Origin of the sequence: Nocardia sp. NPDC059228 (assembly GCF_042754245.1) — a bacterium.
In the GTDB taxonomy this organism is placed as follows: Bacteria; Actinomycetota; Actinomycetes; order Mycobacteriales; family Mycobacteriaceae; genus Nocardia.
The window spans coordinates 110,166-128,199 of the sequence record NZ_JBHZAL010000021.1 but is presented as its reverse complement, the minus strand read 5'-3'; the positions used below and the strand labels follow the sequence as shown (position 1 = coordinate 128,199).

Here is an 18,034-nt window from a genome sequence, read left to right as displayed (position 1 = left end):
ATACTGCCACGCCGTCCGGGCATCCCCGGACACCACCGCAACCACGCCGCGGGTCCGTGTCGCCATGGTCTCGTAGAGTGGCAACGACAGCACCGACAACGAAGGGTCGATCTTGTCCGCAGTTTTGGTGAAGGGCCAGAACGGCCCTCTGAGCGTCCATGATCTGGTGATCAGCGTGCAGGTGGCCGCACCGGCCGACCTGTCCGCACTACTGGTCACCACCGCCGGCACGGTGCGCTCCGATGCCGATTTCGTGTTCTTCAACCAACCCTCCGGGCCCGGTGTGACCCTGCGGCCGGGCCCGCCCGGTCAGCCCGCCGTCCTCGCCGTGTCGCTGGACGCGATTCCCGCTGATATCGAACAGCTTCGGGCCGTCATCACCCTCGACGACGCCACCGCCAGCTTCGGGCAGCTGTCCGTGCCGGTCGCGCAGGTCAGCGATGCGGCCGGAAACGCATTGTACGAGTACCGGATCGAGGGCCTCAGCAGCGAATCCATCGTCATCGCACTGGAGTTGTACCGGCGCCAGGGCGGATGGAAGGCCCGCGCCGTCGGACAGGGCTACGCGGGCGGATTCGCCGCGCTGGTCACCGACCACGGCGTCCAGGTGAACGAGGCCCCGCAATCCCCCGCACCGTCCCCGGCCCCGCCGCCCCCGCCCGCCCCGGAGCAGGTCGCGCCCGCGCCGCAGCAATTCACGTCCCCGCCACAGCAATTCGCGCCCGCGCCCGAACAATTCGCGTCCGCGCCGAGCGGATACCCGGCCCCCGCGCCCACCGGCAACTACACGCCGACCGGCGGCTATCCGCCGCCCGCGCCGGGACAGGGTTATCCACAGCCCACCGACCAGTACCCGCCGGCCGGGGGCTACCCGCCGCCCGCGCAATACGCGCCCACCGGCGGCTACCCGCCGCCCGCACCGACCGAGCAGTACCAGCCCACCGGCGGGTACCCGCCGCCGACGGGCACGGGGTATCCGCCTCCGGGACAGTCGTATCCGCCGCCGCCCGCCTACCAGCAGCCCGTCGGCGACTATCCCCCGCCGGCCGGCGGTTACTCACGGCCGGCGCAGGAGGACCGCGATCTGCCGGCCGGCCACGCCGTCAGCCTGGTCAAGGGCCAGCGCATCAACCTGCGCAAAGAAGGCGGCGGCGCACTGGGTTACGTGAAGATGGGCCTGGGCTGGGATCCGGTCAAGCGCGGCGGCATCTTCGGCAACAAGTCCGTCGACGTGGACCTGGACGCCTCGGTGGTGCTCTTCGCCGACCACAGCCCCGTCGATGTCGTCTACTACGGCAGCCTCAACTCCAAGGACGGGGCCATCCGCCACCAGGGCGACAACCTGACCGGCGAGGGCGACGGCGACGACGAGGAGATCATGGTCGATCTCTCCCGCATCCCGGCCCAGGTCACCACGCTGCTGTTCATCGTGACCTCCTACAAGGGCCACACGTTCGAGCAGATCGCCAACGCCTACTGCCGCCTGGTCGACGCCGCCACCAATGCCGAACTCGCCCGCTACACCCTCGCGGGCGGCATGTCCTTCACCGCCATGGCGATGGCCAAGGTGTACCGCCCGGCCCCGGGCGCGGACTGGAAGCTCCAGGCCCTCGGCGAGGGATTCCAGGCCAAGCACCCCGGCGAGGCGGTGCCGCAGCTGGCCCGCTTCCTCTAGGGCGCCGGCATCGGCTGCCTGGGCCGCAGCAACGGCGGCAACCAGGCATGCGAAGGATCCGGGGCGCGGTCGACGATGCCGCCCCCCGGATCGTCGGCGCCGTCGCGGCGCACCGGATCCTCATCCGGACGGTAGATCTGCCGGATCACCAGGACGCACAACGCGATCACCGCCAGATCGCGCAACACCACCGTGCCGGTGAACCACTGCTCGGGCAGGCCCTTGTGGTCCTGGCCCAGGTAATAGAACATGCGCGGCACCCAGACCAGGGCGTCGATCGTCATCCACGCCAACAGGATTCGCCGCTCCGGCAGCGCCAGCACCGCCAGCGGCACCAGCCACAGCGAATACTGCGGGCTCCACACCTTGTTGGTCAGCAGGAAGGCCGCCACCACCAGGAATGCCAACTGCGCCAGCCGCGGCCGGCGCGCCGCGGTCAGCCCGATCCAGCCGATGCCCGCGCAGGCCGCCAGGAACAGCAGCAGCGACACCGCGTTCAGCACCGTGGGCGCCTGCTGCGCGCTCAGTATCCCGTCGAAGCCGGTCCAGCCGGTGAACGAAGTGATCACGTTGTAGACCGAATCCGGGTCGGCATGCCGTTCGGTGTTGAGCCGGAAGAACTCCCACCAGCCGTTCGGGTACAGCGCCGCGATGGGCGCGTTCACCGCCAGCCAGGTGATGGCCGCCGCCGCGATGGCCCCGCCCGCCGCGCGCAGCGGGCGGATGCCGCCCCACGCCGCCTCGTCCTCACCGAGTCGCTCGGCGCGGGCGCACAGGATCAGGATCGGCCCCAGCAGCAGCAGCGGATACAGCTTCGCCGCCCCGCCCAGGCCCAGCAGTATGCCCGCCAGCACCGGCCGCCGCCGCGCCCAGGCCAGCAGCCCGCCCGCCGCGAAAGCCGTTGCCAGCGTGTCGAAATTGGTGAACGCGTGCACCAGCACCAGCGGCGACAGCGCCATCAGCGCGGCGTCCCAGACCCGCCGCCCGGCCGTCAATGCCGTCGCCCAGATGGTCACCAGCCAGGCCAGCGACAGTCCGATGGCCACCACATCGAAGTAGATGACCACCTCGAGCGCCTTGTGCCCCGGCAGCGGGGACAGCTTCCACGCCTTGGCGATTCCCATGGACACGTACTGGTACAGGCCCGACAGCACCGGATACTCCATGTACCGGACCTGCGGACGGCCGTCGGGAAACTCCACCCACTGCTTCTTGTACGGGAAGGCGCCCTCATTGAGATGCTCGGCCCCGTACAGCGGCACCGTGTCGGAGTAGCACATGGCGATGTACTGGCGGCCATTGTTCCAATCCAGGCCCATGAGGCCGTTGGCGTCGGGCCGCTGCTGGATGCAGCCCGCCTTGCCGAACCAGCTGAACGCCAGGAACAGCACCGCGAACGCCATCAGCACCCGCATGGGGGTCCAGAAACGCACCCGGCCGATCACCGCGTGGTCGCCGACCGGCCCGCCGATCAAATCGCAGAGCTGCGCGGTCAGCGTATCGGTGCGACTGGGCTTGTCCCGGTCGTCGGCCGACCGCAGATCGGCCGCCAGCGGTTCCGGCGACTCGTAGACCACATGCGTATCGCGCTGTGCGCCGGCATGTTCCACTCCAGCTGCCTCCCCCGGCTTCAGCGCGTCACCGGCCGGCGCGCCCGAGGCGCCCGGCCGGTGCACCAGTTCCTGCTCGATCACGGCAGCAGGCTACCGAGTCTGCTGCCGTCCGTTGCCGTTGCCGGTCCCATTGCCGTTTCCATAGCCGCCGTTCGGTGCGGTCGTCGGTGTCGAACCGTCGGCCGGCGCCACCGGCTGACCCGGCATCGGACCGGGCCCATTGCCGTTGCCGTTCCCATTGCCATTGCCCGGATCCTGGGTCTCCGGCTGGGATTGCCGCTGGTTCTGCGGATTCGGCGCCAGGCCCGGAACCGGAATCGACCACGGCAGACCCGGAATCGGCATCTGGCTGGTGGTGATCACCGGAGGCGCGATCTGCTGCTCGGTGGTCGAGGGCGCGGTGTACGGCGCCGACCACGACGGCACACCGGCCTGACCGCCGATCACGCCCGGCTTCGGGAAGTTCTCGTTGGGCGTGCCCTTGAGGGCGCCGTCCATGGTGGCCTTCCAGATGTCGGCCGGCAGACCCGAGCCGTAGATCATGCCGCCGCTGGCATTGCGCAGCGCGTCACCCTGATCGGTACCCACCCAGACCGCGGTCGACAGCGACGGGGTGAAGCCCACCATCCAGGCGTCGCGGTTCTCGTTGCTGCCGTCCTTCTGGTTGGTACCGGTCTTGGTGGCCGAGAGGCGGCCGCCGGCGAGCTGGTGGTTGCGCGACCACGCCGCGATGGGCTTCATCGCGTCGGTCACGTTGTCCGCCACCGCCGCCGAGACCCGCTGCTCACCCGCGGTCTCACCGCGATCCAGCAGCACGGTGCCGTCGGAGGCGACGACCTTCTGCACGAAGTGCGGCGCGTGATACATGCCCGAGGCGGCCAGCGTGGCGTACGCGGAGGCCATGTCCAGCGTGCGCACCCGGTACTGGCCCAGCACGATGCCGTTGTTGGGCGGGCTGCCGTCCGGCTCGACCAGCGTTTTGCCCACGCCCGGAATGGTGTCCGGGATACCGAGCTTGTGCGCCATGTCGGCGATCTTCTGCGGGCCGTTGCCGGGCATGTCCAGCTCCATGCGGTAGAAGCTGGTGTTCAGCGAGCGCTTGAGCGCCTCGGCGATGGTGCACATGCCGCACTGCTCGCCCTCGACGTTGGTGATCGTGATGCCGTGCACGGTGACCGGCGAGGAGTCGTACAGCGTCGAGAGCGGCTTGCCCATCTCCAGGTTCTCGGCCAGACCGATCACCTTGAACGAGGAGCCCGGCGGCAGACCCTGATTCGCGTAGTCCAGGCCCTGGCCGTCGGAGCCGCCGTAGTAGGCGCGCACCGCACCGGTCTTCGGATCCACCGACGACAGCGCGGCGCGCAGCTTGTCGGGTTCGCCGTCCATCACCTTGGTGACCGCGTCCACTGCCGCCTGCTGTGCCTTGGGATCGATGGTCGTGGTGATCTGCAGGCCCTCGGTGTTCAGATCGTGCTCGGTGATGCCGGCGGCCTCGAGCTCCTTGAGCACCTGGGTCTTGATCAGGCCTTCCGGACCGGAGTCCAGCGTCTTGTCCTTCTGCGCCTGCACCGCGGGAATCACGGCGGGGTACTGCATGTTCGCGCGGTCCGTCGCGGGCAGGTTACCGCCGTCGACCATGCCGTCCAGCACGTACTTCCAGCGTGCCTGCGCCCCTTGCGGATTCTTCTCCGGATCCAGGTTCGACGGCTGCTGAATGGTCGCGGCCAGCACCGCGCCCTCGGCCACCGACAGGTCCTGGACCTTCTTGTCGAAGTACGCCTTGGATGCCGCGTCGATACCGTAGGCGCCACGGCCGAAGTAGATGGTGTTCAGGTACGCGGCCAGGATCTGATCCTTGGACCACTGCTTGGCCATCTTGGCCGAGATCACCAGCTCGCGCAGTTTTCGGGTCAGCGAGTGCTCGTTACCGACCATCGCGTTCTTCACGTACTGCTGGGTGATCGTCGAACCACCACCGGCGTCGGTGTTGCCGGTGAGCTGACCGACGAACGCGCGGCCGAAGCCCTGAATGGAGAAGCCCGGATTGGTGTAGAAGGACCGGTCCTCCGCGGCGATCACCGCATTGCGCACGTGCGGGGGGATCTGGTCGATCGTGACGTCGGTGCGATTGCCTTCCGGCGGAATGACCTTCGCCAGCACCGACGTGCCGTCGTTCATGAACATGGTGGCCACCTGATTGTTCTTCAGGTCGCCGGGCTGCGGCACGTTCACCGTCGAATACGCGTACAGGAACACCGAACTCGCCAGCCCGAGCACCAGCGCCATGCCGATGTAGACCAGGCGCCGGGCCAGCCGCCAATACGAGGTCTTGCGGGAGCCCTTGCCGCCCTGGCCGCCTCCGCCGGAGCCGCCACCGGGCCGCCGCGGCGGCGGACCCGAGGGGGTGCCGCCCTGCGCGCGCCGGGCCGCGGGCTGCGCGCCCGACGGCGGACGGGCGCGGTCATCGGCCGGGCGCGGCCGGGTCCCGGTGCCCGCGCCGGAGCGCACCGCACGATCGTCGATCCGCTGGTTGCGGTCGGACGTGGCCGCCCGCGAGATGTGATTCGGAACCGCCTGTCGCGCTCCGGTATTCACCCGCTCGTTCGGGCCGGAGTTGGCGGGATTGGGAAACTTGCGTGTCGCATCCGGATTGCCGGGACGCTGGGGCGGCGGTCCGGGACGCCGCGGCGGCTGACCGCCCTGCGGCGCGGGTCCGCGCTGCGGCTGCCCATTGGGTCCGCGCGGCGGCATGCCGCCGGGACCGCCCGCAGGTCCGCGCGGCGGGACGCCATTCCCCGGCGCGGGACGTCCCGCCGGCTGACGTGCCCCAGGCGGCGGTCCTGCCGGTCTCGCTCCACCTCCCTGCGCTTGCGGCGGGTAGCCGCCGGGGCCGGGTTGCGAACCGCCACGGGGGCGGCCGCCGTGCGGTCCGTCGTCATAGGGCGATGTCACAGCCTGGCTCTCCAATAACTAGGTCGATACGGTCCGGGTGGCTCGATGCGGTCACGCGCGTGCACCGCGGCGGGCAGGCTCCTGCCCGCTGTTCAGCAGTCGACGTGGCCTCTCACTCGGCGGCCGTGCGCCTGGCGCTGGTGCGCCGGCGGCGTGTCGGCGCCGGGGCCAGCCCCAGCACATAGGACTGCACCAGATGGTTCCAACTACAGGTCCGGCACACCTCGACCACATGCACCGAGAACTCTTCCCGAGTCTCGGCCAACCGGACCAGTTCCTCCGGCGTGCGGGCGGAGCCCGCCACGGGACCGAGCCCGTCGCCGTAGACCCACGATACGAGAGTCAGCTGCTCCTTCCTGCAGATAGGGCATGTGACCTCGCTCCCCCGCCCATGGAACTTCGCCGCACGCAATAGGTACGGATTCGCATCGCACACTTCGGCGACGTCCACCCGGCCCGCGTAGACGTCGGCCAGCAGGGACCGGCGCCGGAGCGCATAGTCCACCACCTGCCGCTGTATTCGCACGGGACCCAGAGTACTTGCGGGGCCCCGGAGCCCGCACGCGCTGTTCCGCCTCCCCGGAACTGGCGCGTGCAAAATATATCGGCGCGATATAGTTTGGAACTGCATCCATCGGTTAGATCTGAACAGAACAGTCAGGAGGTGAAGCCCGTGCTCGAGTTGGCAATCCTCGGGCTGCTCCTCGAATCACCGATGCACGGCTACGAGTTGCGCAAGCGGCTCACTGGTCTGCTGGGCCCGTTCCGGGCCTTCTCCTACGGGTCGCTGTATCCGACCCTGCGGCGCATGCAGTCCGACGGCCTCATCGCGGAGGAGAGTCCGCAGGGCTTGGCAACACGCCGTGCGCGGCGGGTCTACAACCTGACCGACACCGGGCGGGAGCGGTTCGCCGAACTGCTCGCCGACACCGGACCACAGAACTACACCGACGACGGCTTCGGCGTTCATCTGGCCTTCTTCGGCCGCACCCCCGCGGAAGCGCGGATGCGAATCCTGGAGGGGCGGCGGAGGCAGGTCGAGGAGCGCCGAGAAGGACTGCGGGAAGCGATAAAACGCGCCAGCGGGCAACTGGACCGCTATACCCGCCAGCTCCATCAACTAGGTCTCGAATCAAGCGAGCGCGAAGTGCGCTGGCTCAACGAGTTGATTGCTGCGGAGCAATCGACGAAGGCGGCACCACAGAAAGAGGGAAATATCGGCCATGAGTGAGATCAACACCGAAGTTCGGGTGGCCATCGTCGGCGTGGGTAACTGCGCATCTTCCCTGGTTCAGGGCGTGCAGTACTACAAGGACGCGGACGAGAATTCGACCGTTCCCGGGCTCATGCATGTGAAGTTCGGTCCCTACCACGTCCGCGACGTGAAGTTCGTCGCCGCGTTCGATGTCGACGCCAAGAAGGTCGGCTTCGACCTGTCCGACGCGATCTTCGCCAGCGAGAACAACACCATCAAGATCTCCGACGTGCCGCCGTCGGGCATCACCGTGCAGCGCGGTCCGACGCTGGACGGCATCGGCAAGTACTACGCGCAGACCATCGAGCTGTCCGAGGCCGAGCCGGTCGACGTAGTCAAGGCGCTGAAGGATGCCAAGGTCGACGTCCTCGTCTCCTACCTCCCGGTCGGTTCCGAAGAGGCCGACAAGTTCTACGCCCAGTGCGCCATCGACGCGGGTGTGGCCTTCGTCAACGCGCTGCCGGTGTTCATCGCCTCCGACCCGGTGTGGGCCCAGAAGTTCGTCGACGCCGGCGTGCCGATCGTCGGTGACGACATCAAGTCCCAGGTCGGCGCGACCATCACCCACCGCGTGATGGCCAAGCTGTTCGAGGACCGCGGCGTCGTGCTGGACCGCACCTACCAGCTCAATGTCGGCGGCAACATGGACTTCAAGAACATGCTCGAGCGCGAGCGGCTGGAGTCGAAGAAGGTCTCCAAGACCCAGGCCGTGACCTCCAACCTCGAGGGCCCGCTCTCGGGCAAGGTGTACGACCGCAACGTGCACATCGGCCCGTCGGACTACGTCGAGTGGCTCGACGACCGCAAGTGGGCCTACGTCCGGCTCGAGGGTCGCGCCTTCGGTGACGTGCCGCTGAACCTGGAGTACAAGCTCGAGGTGTGGGACTCGCCGAACTCGGCCGGCATCATCATCGACGCCGTGCGCGCGGCCAAGATCGCCCGCGACCGCGGCATCGGCGGCCCGGTCCTCCCGGCGTCGGCCTACCTGATGAAGTCCCCGCCGAAGCAGCTCGCCGACGACGTCGCCCGGGCACAGCTCGAGGCGTTCATCATCGGGGCCGAGTAGGAACCCGGCAACGCAAAGGGCGGCATCGCGAATCGCGATGCCGCCCTTCGTCGTTCGATGTCAGTCGAGGGAGACGTAGACCTCGACCGAGGTGGGGCCGGTGTAGCGCTCGATCTCCGCGGTGTGGGAGCGGGTGATGGTGCCCGCGTTCTCGGCCTTGGCGACCTTCGCCCACGCGGTGCGCAGCAGGTCGTAAGGCTTGTCGGAGACAACGAATTTCGCGTAGCGGCCCGACGGGATGCGGGTCATCACATCACCGGTGTCGAGGTCGGCCATGCTCGAAAGCTCGTATCCCAGAACGGCAACCGCGTGGTCGTTCTGGCCGATGTAGGCCGCGACGCGTTCGACGCTCTTCTCGCGGGCCAGGTAGCGGTCCCAGGTGAAGTTGACCAGGTCCAGGTCGCGGGCGGTGACCTCACGGCCCGCCAGGGGAATGGTCAGCCCGCCGACCAGGAACTCATCCAGGGTGACGATTTCGAAGTCCACAGCTCCCCTACCCCTCCGCGCTCAGATCCAGCGCGACGAAAACCTCCACCGTCCGGTTGTCCGGATAGTGCTCGAAATCCCCGGTGTAGGCGCGGACCAGGGTGCCGGCCGCCTCGAGGTCCCAGACCGTGCGCCAGATCGACACGATGGTGTCGCCGAGATTGTCGCCAGTGCGATTGAAGCGGGCGAATTTTCCGGCCGGGATACGGGCGAGTACATCGCCGGGCAAAAGGTCGTCCGCCTTGTTGCATTCGTAGCCCACGATATGTGTCAGATACGAACCGATCTCGGGTGCGTGATCCACATAGGCGGTCGCCGGCGGGCCGGGCAGATCGCGTGCCAGATTACGTTTCCAAGCCTCCTCGACCTTCGCGCGGCGCGGCCCTTCGACCGCGAGTGCCGGACTGCGTAGCACTGTTCCGGCTACCAGCGTTTCGTGGCGTTCAACGACATTGAATTCCACCGGCGTCGCCCCTATGTCTCGTGCTGTCTCCGACCCCACCCTGCTCCCAACCCGCATCCTGCCACCGGCATTCGGAGTCGCTGAATCCGGTGGCGGCTTCCACAATATCCGCGGCCGCGCGGAGATGGGCAAGGAGGCGCGAAACATGATCAACGGGACGCCTGCGACCCCGGTGCGATGCCTCGCAGGCGTATGCCAGGGGCGCAATTTATTTCGTGGCGGTCGGGGCGGCGGGGGAGCCTAGCCCGGGACGGGGAGGCTGAGGCCTGGGAAGATTTCCACCTGTTTGGGGGTGGGAGCTGGGGGGATGACGAGGACCGGCTGTTGCTGGGGGGACGGGGTGGGTGGGTTGAGGATGTCGTAATCGCCGTTACCGGAGGGCGGGTCGGGGGGTTGGTTGGGGATCAGGTTGCCGGGGGGTGAGGTGGGGTTGGGGAATTGGTCGATGGGGGTGCCGTCGAGGGCGGCGTCCATGGTTTGTTTCCACAGGTCGGCGGGGAGGCCGGCGCCGTAGATGGGGGCGCCGCGGGCGGTGCGGATGGGCTGGGACTGTTCGGTTCCCATCCAGACGGCGGTGGAGAGGGTGGGGGTATAGCCGACCATCCAGGCGTCCTTGTTCTGGCCGGTGTCGCCGAGCTGGGTGGTGCCGGTCTTGGCGGCCGAGGGGCGGCCGCCGGCCAGGGTGTGGCCGCTGGAGTAGGCGGCGATGGGGAGCATGGCCTGGGTCACGGTGTCGGCGATCGAGGACTGGATGCGCTGTTCGGGTTTGTTCGGGTCGGCGCCGCGGTCGAGGAGGACGCGGCCGTCGCCGGTCACCACCTTCTGGACGAAATAGGGGGCGCGGTAGGTGCCGGAGGCGGCGAGGGTGGCGTAGGCCGAGGCCATGTCGATGGGGCGCACCGAGTAGGCGCCCAGCACGATGGCGGGCAGCGGCGGGCCGCCGCCGTCCTCGGTGAGTGTCTTGCCGGGCACGCCCGGGATCTGGTCGGGGATGCCGGCCTGATGTGCCGCGTTCGCAATGGCTTTCGGGCCCTCGAACAGGGATTGAGCCAGCCGGTAGAAGCTGGTGTTGAGGGAACGCTTGAACGCTTCGCCGAGCGAGCAGATGCCGCAGGACTCGCCGTCCACATTCGAGATCTTCTCCCCATTGACGGTCAGGGGTGCGCTGTCGAGCCGGTACGACAGGGAAATGCCCTGCTCGACTGCGGCCAGCACGGCGAAAGTCTTGAAGGCCGAACCGGTTTGCAGCGGGGCCTGCGCGAAATCGAAGCCGGTGCCGTCGGGTCCGCCGTAGTAGGCGCGCACCGCCCCCGAACGCGGGTCGATCGACACCACGGCGGTGCGCAGTTCGCCCGGCTGCCCGCTCAGTACCTTGCCGACCGCGTTCAGCGTGGCCTGCTGTGCTTTCGCGTCGATCGTCGTGATGATCTGCAGCGCACCGGTATTCAGCTCGCGTTCGCTGATGCCGGAGGCGCGTAGTTCGCGCAGGACCTGCGCGCGGATCAGCCCCTCGGGGCCGCGCGGGGTGCTGTCGTCCACCTGGGCGCCCGGGACGATGGCCGGAAACTGGGTGGCGGCGCGGTCATTGCGGTTCAGTACCCCCATCTCGACCATGCCGTCGAGGACGTATCCCCAGCGGGCGCGCAGCTGATCGAGGTGGGTCTCCGGATCCAGCAGCGAGGGGGTGCGGATCACCGAGGCCAGGACCGCGCCCTCGGCCAGGGTCAGTTCGGGCGCGGGTTTGCCGAAGTACGCCTTGGCCGCGGCCGAGATGCCGTAGGCGCCGCGACCGTAGTAGATGGTGTTGAGGTAGGCCGCGAGGATGTCGTCCTTGCTCCATTCTCGGGCCATCTTCGCGGAGATGATGAGTTCGCGCATCTTGCGGCTCAGCGTGCGTTCCGAGGTCAGGAAGGCGTTCTTCACATACTGCTGGGTAATGGTGGAGCCGCCGCCCGCGTCGTCGCGGCCGAGCAGGTTGTCGCGGGCCGCGCGCAGGAACGCGGAGGTGGAGAAGCCCGGATTGCGATAGAAGTCGCGGTCCTCGGCCGACAGCACGGCCTGGCGCACCGGCGGCGGCACGTCGGTCAGCGGCACCGGAACCCGATTTCCTTGCGGCGGAACGACCTTCGCGATCACCGTGGTGCCGTCGGAGCCGAGGATGGTGGCGATCTGGTTGGTCTGCACCGTATCCGGGTCCGGGATCTCGGCGCTCCAGTAGGCGATGCCCAGCAGGGTGGCCGGCATGATCACCAGGACCAGGAACAGCGCCAGCAGCAGCCGCCGGATGCGCTGCCCGCGGGTGCGGGGCGGTTTCGGCGCGGGTTCGGGCTGGTCGGGACCCCGGGGCGGTTTCGGGCGGCGCCGGGGCCGGCTGTGCGGGTGGGGACGTTGCCGATGCGCGGCCGCGGTGGCCAGCTCGTCCCACCCTGCGGTGCCGGTCGAGCTCACGAGCATCTCCTTCCGGAGCGTCGACAAAGCTTTCGAGACGCCCGCGACCACCCCGCGCGGCGGGACCAATGCTAATCGACGCGCCCGGACGGAGCGGGTAAGTGATTCGGGGACAACGGCCCCGAGCCACCTACCCGGACACTCAGCTCTTGACGCCGCCGGCGGTGAGTCCGGAGATGATGCGGCGCTGGAACAGCAGCACCATGATGACCAGCGGGATGGTGACGATGGTGCCCGCGGCCATGATCGCGGTGTACGGCGGCACCAGCGGATCGTTGCCGGAGAACCGGGCGATCGCCTTGGTCACGGGTTCGGTCTTGTCGCTGGAGAGCAGGGACGCCAGCAGGTATTCGTTGACCGCGGCGATGAACGCCAGGATCGCGGTGGTGAACACCGCGGGCGCGGCCAGCGGCAGCATGATCAGCCGGAACGCCTGGAAGCGGGACGCGCCGTCGATGCGGGCGGCCTCCTCCAATTCCCATGGCAGTTCGGCGAAGAACGAGGCCAGGATGTACACGGTCATGGGCAGCACGAACGAGATGTTCGGGATGATCATGGCCTGGTACTGGCCGATCCAGCCGATATTGGTGAACAGCTGGAACAGCGGCGTCACCAGCACGACGGCCGGGAACATGGAGGCCGAGAGGACCAGCCCGGACACCAGGTACTTGCCCTTGAAGGTCAGCCGCGCCAGCGCGTAGGCCGCCATCACGCCGAGGATCAGCGCGGCCGCCGTGGTGGCGCTGCCGATGATCACACTGTTGGCCAGCGCCCGGCCGAAGTTGTTGCCGCGGCTGGTGTCGAAGGCGTTGCGGAAGTTCTCGAGCGTGACGTGGGTGGGCCACGGGGTGTTGTCGAAGGTGTAGGCCGGATCGCGCAGGGCGGTGACGACCATCCAGTAGAAGGGGCCGAGCCCCCACACCAGCACGATCAGCGCGCCCACGTACACGCGCCCGGAGGACAGGCGTTTGGTCCACGAAACCGACTGCCGGATCGGCTTTTTCGGCTCGGCCACGACATCCTTCGTGAGTTCGATGCTCATCAGTGCGCCTCCCGCTGCTCTTCCTGGGTGCGAACGGCGTTCGCCCCCAGCACCTTCACCAGGAAGAACGCGACGGTGAAGATGAGCAGGAAGGTGATGACCGACAGCGCGGAGGCGCTGTTGGGCAGCGATTTCGATTCCGTCACCAGCATCGAGACGGTGCGGGTGGCGGCCAGGTTCCGCGTCATGATGGCGGGCAGGTCGTACAGGCGCAGCGCATCCATGGTGCGGAACAGGATCGCCACCAGCAGAGCGGGTTTCAGCAGCGGCAGCGTGATGTTGACGAAGCGCTGCCAGGCGGACGCGCCGTCGACCCGGGCGGCCTCGTAGACGTCCTCCGGGATCACCTGCAGGCCGGCCAGAATCAGCAGCGCCATGAACGGGGTGGTCTTCCACACGTCGGCGATGATGACCGCGAAGCGGGCAGGCCAGGCGTCGGCGGTCCACAGGATGTGGGTGCCGAGCACCCGGTTCACCACGCCGTTGTACTGGAACATGAACTCCCACAACCGCGCTGTGACCGCGGTCGGGATGGCCCAGGGGATCAGCACGGCGGCGCGCAGCAGCGCACGGCCCTTGAAGGTCTTGCCCATGATGACCGCCATGCCCAGGCCGATGGTGGTCTCGAGCGCCACCGTGACCACGGTGAACAGCAGCGTGACCCCCACGGCGGCCCAGAACTGGGAGCCGGTGTTGCCGGGCGGGCAGGACACGGTCTCGCCGAGCGAGTTGGTGCACTGCTGCAGCAGCCAGTGGCTGTAGTTGCCGAATCCGGCGCTGCCGCCTTCGACGAACATGCCGGTGGACTTGTCCAGGCCCGCGTCCTTCTGGAAGGACATCCACACCGCCCGGCCCACCGGATAGCCGATGACGACCGTCAGTGCGAGCAGCACCGGCGTGACGAACAGCCACGCCCGAGCCGAAACCCCGAGGGCGGCCCCCCGGCGTTTCGGCCGTGGCTGTGCGTTTCGCATTGCTTGTTCCGTCAGGTCGGGTGGCGGCGCGACATCGGTCGCTCCCGAAGGACGTGACACCTTTTCTTCTCTCCTACGGGGCTACGCGATGGATCGTGGTGGGCGCATCGGGTGTGAGCGCGGCTCAGGATCCGGCGGTTTCGATGCCCTTCTGCATGGCATCGATCGCGGCGTCGACAGATTCCGTTCCGGTGATCGCAGCATAGGCGTTGTCCTGGATGGCCTTCGACACCGCCGGGTAGAAGGGGGTCACCGGCCGCGGCACCGCGGAGGCGATGGAGTCCTTCAGCGCGGACAGGTACGGCATCTTGGCGATCAGGGCCGGGTCGTCGTACACGGAGGCCCGCACCGGCGGCAGCGCGCCGGCGGCCACGATGTGCTGGGCGTCCTCGCTGATCAGGAAGCGCAGGAAGTCCAGCGCGGTGGCCTTGTTCTTGGAGAAGGCGCTGATGGCGGCGTTGTAGCCACCGAGGGTGGACGCGCCGATGCCGTCCTTGCCGGGCAGCGGGGCGACCGCGAACTTGTCCTTGACCGCGGACGCGTCGGAGCCCGCCTCACCGAAGGAGGACGGCCAGCCGCGCATGAACATGACCTTGCCGGTGACGAAGGCGTTCTGCGACTCCGGCTCCTTGAAGGTGATGACTTCCTTCGGCATGTCGCCGTTCTTGTAGGCGTCGACCAGGGTCTGCAGGCCCTGCTTGGCCTGCGGGCTGTTGATGGTCGGGGTCTTGCCGTCGGAGCCGACGAAGCTGCCGCCGAAGGCGTTGATGACCTCGGCGGTGTTCACGGTCAGACCCTCGTACTGCGCGAACTGTCCTGCGTAGCAACCGATTCCGGCGTCCTTGGCCTTCGGGCAGTCGGCCAGCAGCTCGGTCCAGGTCTTGGGCGGCTCGGGCACCAGGTCCTTGCGGTAGAACAGCAGGCCGCCGTTGGTGTTGCGCGGGGCCGCGTACAGGGTGCCGTTGTAGGTGGCCGACGCGACCGGCGGCGACAGCAGCGTGGACGTGTCGATGGCGAAGGAGTCCTTCAGCGGCTGGATCCAGCCCTTGGCGGCGAACTCCGCGGTCCACGGCACGTCGAGTGCCACCACGTCGTAGTCGGATTCCTTGGCGCGCAGGTGCTGCACCAGGTCGTCGTACTGCTGGGAGGCGTCGTTGGACTGCTCCTTGAAGGTCACCTTCTCGTCCGGGTGCGCGGCGTTCCAGCGCTCGATGAGCTGCTTGACGGCGCCGGTCTCGGTGGTGTCCTTGCCCTCGACATAGGTGATCGGCCCACGGCCGGTGAGGTTTTCGGCGGTGGAGTTGCTGCCGCTGTTGCTGCTGGAGCAGCCGCTGGCGAATGTCGCCGTCAGCAATGCCGCCGAGGTCACGGCCAGCACGGCACGCGGAACCAGCGTCGATCGTAGGGACGACACCTTCTTCAAAGCCATCGCGGATACTCCAGGGTTGATGAGTGACCAGTGGCACACTCAGCCGGGGGTGCACAAGGCAAGATACATGGTGACGCTATCGTCCGCCGGGGCTACCTTGTTGATCATCCCAGAGGTTCGCGGCCGTCTCGATTCTGGACCGACGGAGCGGGGGAGCGAAGCGGAGGAGCGGAGGAGGGAAGAATCGAGACCTCGGGGCCGCGAACCCGCCCGGAGCGAAGCGGAGGGCAATTGGATACAGACAAGATGCTCACCCGGATCGGGGGGCTGCTGCGGCAGGCCGAATCGACCGACAACGAGCACGAGGCCGAGGCCTTCCTGGCCGCCGCGCAGCGGCTCGCGACCACCTCGTCGGTGGATCTGGCGGTGGCGCGGGCACATATCGCGAATCGGGAGCGGCGGCCCACGCCGGCGCAGCGGGTGATTCCGATCGGCGAGGCCGGAAAGCGCGGGCTGCGAACCTATGTGCAGTTGTTCGTGGCCATCGCCGCGGCCAATGACGTGCGCTGCGATGTGGCCCGATCGTCGACGACGGTGTACGCCTACGGATTCGACACCGATATCGACACCTGCGAGGCGCTCTACACCAGCCTGCTGATCCAGATGGTGCGTGCCTCCGACCAGTACATCAAGTCGGGCGCCTACCGTTCGGCCACCACCGAGAAGGTGGTGATCGAGCGCCGCTACGGCCGCACCTTCCACCGGCCGGTGGAGGTGCCGGTGGCCGCGGTGACCGCGCGCCTGAACTTCCAGATGGCCTTCGCCGCCCGCATCGGCCGCCGCCTGGCGGAGGTCAAGGCGGATGTGGAGACCGAGGCGGTACGGGCCGACGCCGCCGAATCCGTGCCCACCGGAACGGCGCTCGCCCTGCGCGACAAGGAGCTCGCGCTCACCGACTTCTACACCCGGACCTCCGAGGCGCGCGGTACCTGGCGCGGCCCGCAGGCCTCGGCCGGGTACTCGGCGGCCGCGCGGCGGGCCGGTGACCGGGCGGGTAAGGCCGCGCGGCTGGGTGATTCGCCGGAGCTGGGCGGCGTGCGGGGGCAGCTGCCCCGCGGCGCGGGCGAATAGCGAACGCGCGCATGGCCGTCCGCGATGCGCAGCGGTCCCGGGTGTACGACGCCGAGGGGCTGGTGCGCGGAATGTTCGATCGCGCCGACGAATTCGGCGCGCGGACCGTCGAAGTGCACGGGTCCCATCTCACGCTGCCGATCGAGCGGCGGTTCGCGTCGGTGGAATCGGTACAGGCGTACGTGGATCGGGTACTCGCGCTGAACTGGGTGCGCGCCCGGTGGGACGGGGCGGCGCGGCCGGTCACGGTGCGAGCGCGCGCGGGAGCGCAGGCGGCGCACTACGAGACGGCCGGGTCGGTGCTCGCGGTGCCGCTGCACGCCCATGGAACCGCCTGGGCCCTGCGCGAATTGGTGATCCTGCACGAACTCGCCCACCACCTCGAGCCGGAGCGCACCGAGGTGGCGCCGCACGGGCCCGAATTCTGCGGCCGCTACCTGGAGTTGACGGATGGTGTCATCGGGCCGGAGGCCGCGCTGTTGCTGCGCACCACCATGTATTCGTGCGGCGTGCGAATTGCCTGATCAGGGCAGAAGTTTCCGGACCCGGTCCAGGCGCTGCCGCCACCAGTCGGTCCGTTCCGGGTCGGGGTGCCGGTAGCGCTCGAGCAGGTCCGGATCGGGTGCCGGCGCGGTGCGCGGGACGGGCAGGTAGCCATCCACCGGACGCAGCGGCTCGGTCACCACATCGCCGGTGAGCAGCGACAGGGTGTCGAGGCCGCAGGCGAAGTCCAGGTGGGGGAGGGCGCCGGCGAGGGCGACCTGGGCGGCCAGGCCCACACTGGTTTCCAGGGCGGAGGACACCAGGCAGGGGAGTCCGGCGGCCGCGGCGACCTCCAGCGCGCGCCGGACCCCGCCCAGCGGAGTGCATTTCAGCACCGCGACGTCGGCCGCACCCGCCACCGCCACCCGCAGCGGATCCTCGGCGCGGCGGATGGATTCGTCGGCGGCGATGCGCACGTCCACCCGTTTGCGGACGGCCGCCAGCTCCTCGACGGTCCGGCAGGGTTGCTCGACGTACTCCAAACCGCCTGCGGCGCGGTCGATCAGCCGGATCCGGTCGACCGCGGTGTCCACATCCCAGACCGCATTGGCGTCGACGCGCACCGCGCCGTCCGGACCGAGCGCCTCGCGGACCGCCGCCACCCGCTCCAGATCCTCGGCCAGGGAATCCGGATGGTCGGCGACCTTCACCTTGGCGGTGCGGCAGCCGGATCCGATGACGATCTCCCGCGCCCGCTCCGGGCCGACCGCGGGCACGATGCAGTTCACCGGAATCCGATCCCGCACCGGTTCCGGCCATCCGGCCACGGCCTGCTCGACCGCGGTGGCCAGCCAGGCCACCGCCTCGCGGTCGTCGTACTCGGGGAAGGCGCAGAATTCACCCCAGCCGGCGGGACCGGGAATCAGCAGGCCCTCGCGAAGGGTGATCCCGCGGAACCGGGTTCGCATGGGAATCGCGTAGACCACCGCCGACTCGAAATCCACCGCATCGCCGCTGTCGCTCATCCACCGCACCCTACTCACCACCTCGGTCCGGTAAGAGGTGGCGGCGCGGCCC

15 protein-coding genes are annotated in these 18,034 nt (G+C 68.7%); 5 read left to right on the top strand and 10 right to left on the bottom strand.

The genetic code is table 11. From position 1 onward, the window contains the following. Window positions 1–112 precede the first annotated feature (112 nt). Window positions 113–1,675 (top strand): TerD family protein, encoded by a 1,563-nt coding sequence (locus tag ACFXKA_RS28065; RefSeq protein ID WP_379429563.1) that lies wholly within the window; start codon window positions 113–115, stop codon window positions 1,673–1,675. Here ACFXKA_RS28065 and ACFXKA_RS28060 read toward each other — a convergent pair. From ACFXKA_RS28060 to ACFXKA_RS28050, 3 genes are all read right to left on the bottom strand, one after another. Next, window positions 1,672–3,285: a glycosyltransferase family 87 protein gene (locus ACFXKA_RS28060; protein ID WP_379429578.1), complete on the bottom strand. Its 1,614-nt coding sequence runs from the start codon at window positions 3,283–3,285 to the stop codon at window positions 1,672–1,674. The two genes, ACFXKA_RS28065 and ACFXKA_RS28060, sit on opposite strands and share 4 nt — an antisense overlap. A 93-nt stretch (window positions 3,286–3,378) precedes the next feature. Beyond that, complete coding sequence (locus ACFXKA_RS28055; protein ID WP_379429562.1) at window positions 3,379–6,039, bottom strand: transglycosylase domain-containing protein; 2,661 nt, start codon at window positions 6,037–6,039, stop codon at window positions 3,379–3,381. A gap of 313 nt (window positions 6,040–6,352) precedes the next feature. Next, window positions 6,353–6,766: a DUF5318 domain-containing protein gene (locus ACFXKA_RS28050; protein WP_354841034.1), complete on the bottom strand. Its 414-nt coding sequence runs from the start codon at window positions 6,764–6,766 to the stop codon at window positions 6,353–6,355. A 147-nt stretch (window positions 6,767–6,913) separates the two neighbouring features. Here ACFXKA_RS28050 and ACFXKA_RS28045 point away from each other — a divergent pair, with 147 nt between their 5' ends. After that, on the top strand, window positions 6,914–7,471 hold the full coding sequence (locus ACFXKA_RS28045) for a PadR family transcriptional regulator (RefSeq protein WP_040862623.1): 558 nt from the start codon (window positions 6,914–6,916) through the stop codon (window positions 7,469–7,471). Further along, a complete protein-coding gene (locus ACFXKA_RS28040; protein WP_354841037.1) occupies window positions 7,464–8,561 on the top strand; it encodes an inositol-3-phosphate synthase in 1,098 nt (365 codons plus the stop codon). The genes ACFXKA_RS28045 and ACFXKA_RS28040 overlap by 8 nt, the downstream gene beginning before the upstream one ends. A 60-nt stretch (window positions 8,562–8,621) precedes the next feature. Here ACFXKA_RS28040 and ACFXKA_RS28035 read toward each other — a convergent pair whose 3' ends face one another. The 6 genes from ACFXKA_RS28035 to ACFXKA_RS28010 all read right to left on the bottom strand — a co-directional run bounded on the left by ACFXKA_RS28035 (window position 8,622) and on the right by ACFXKA_RS28010 (window position 15,403). After that, entirely contained in the window at window positions 8,622–9,047 is a 426-nt protein-coding gene (locus ACFXKA_RS28035; protein WP_354841040.1) for a GyrI-like domain-containing protein, read from the bottom strand. Window positions 9,048–9,054: 7 nt separating this feature from the next. Beyond that, window positions 9,055–9,510 (bottom strand): effector binding domain-containing protein, encoded by a 456-nt coding sequence (locus tag ACFXKA_RS28030; RefSeq protein ID WP_354841042.1) that lies wholly within the window; start codon window positions 9,508–9,510, stop codon window positions 9,055–9,057. 240 nt (window positions 9,511–9,750) lie between these two features. Beyond that, the gene (locus ACFXKA_RS28025; RefSeq protein ID WP_379429561.1) at window positions 9,751–11,958 is read right to left on the bottom strand and encodes a transglycosylase domain-containing protein; all 2,208 of its coding nucleotides are present in this window, start codon (window positions 11,956–11,958) and stop codon (window positions 9,751–9,753) included. A 142-nt stretch (window positions 11,959–12,100) separates the two neighbouring features. Further along, a complete protein-coding gene (locus tag ACFXKA_RS28020; protein WP_379429560.1) occupies window positions 12,101–13,000 on the bottom strand; it encodes a carbohydrate ABC transporter permease in 900 nt (299 codons plus the stop codon). Further along, the gene (locus tag ACFXKA_RS28015; RefSeq protein WP_379429559.1) at window positions 13,000–13,974 is read right to left on the bottom strand and encodes a carbohydrate ABC transporter permease; all 975 of its coding nucleotides are present in this window, start codon (window positions 13,972–13,974) and stop codon (window positions 13,000–13,002) included. Before ACFXKA_RS28015 ends, ACFXKA_RS28020 begins: the two co-directional genes overlap by 1 nt. A gap of 124 nt (window positions 13,975–14,098) precedes the next feature. Next, on the bottom strand, window positions 14,099–15,403 hold the full coding sequence (locus ACFXKA_RS28010; RefSeq protein ID WP_379429558.1) for an ABC transporter substrate-binding protein: 1,305 nt from the start codon (window positions 15,401–15,403) through the stop codon (window positions 14,099–14,101). 231 nt (window positions 15,404–15,634) lie between these two features. On the opposite strand from ACFXKA_RS28010, the gene ACFXKA_RS28005 reads away from it, so the two are divergent. Together ACFXKA_RS28005 and ACFXKA_RS28000 are read left to right on the top strand one after the other, a co-directional pair. After that, window positions 15,635–16,474 (top strand): DUF2786 domain-containing protein, encoded by an 840-nt coding sequence (locus ACFXKA_RS28005; RefSeq protein ID WP_379429557.1) that lies wholly within the window; start codon window positions 15,635–15,637, stop codon window positions 16,472–16,474. Window positions 16,475–16,485: 11 nt separating this feature from the next. Beyond that, on the top strand, window positions 16,486–16,998 hold the full coding sequence (locus ACFXKA_RS28000) for a TIGR04338 family metallohydrolase (RefSeq protein ID WP_354841057.1): 513 nt from the start codon (window positions 16,486–16,488) through the stop codon (window positions 16,996–16,998). Here the strand turns inward: ACFXKA_RS28000 and ACFXKA_RS27995 are convergent, their stop codons facing one another. Next, window positions 16,999–17,982, bottom strand: coding sequence for an o-succinylbenzoate synthase (locus ACFXKA_RS27995; protein ID WP_379429556.1), 984 nt, complete (start codon window positions 17,980–17,982; stop codon window positions 16,999–17,001). Window positions 17,983–18,034 lie beyond the last annotated feature (52 nt).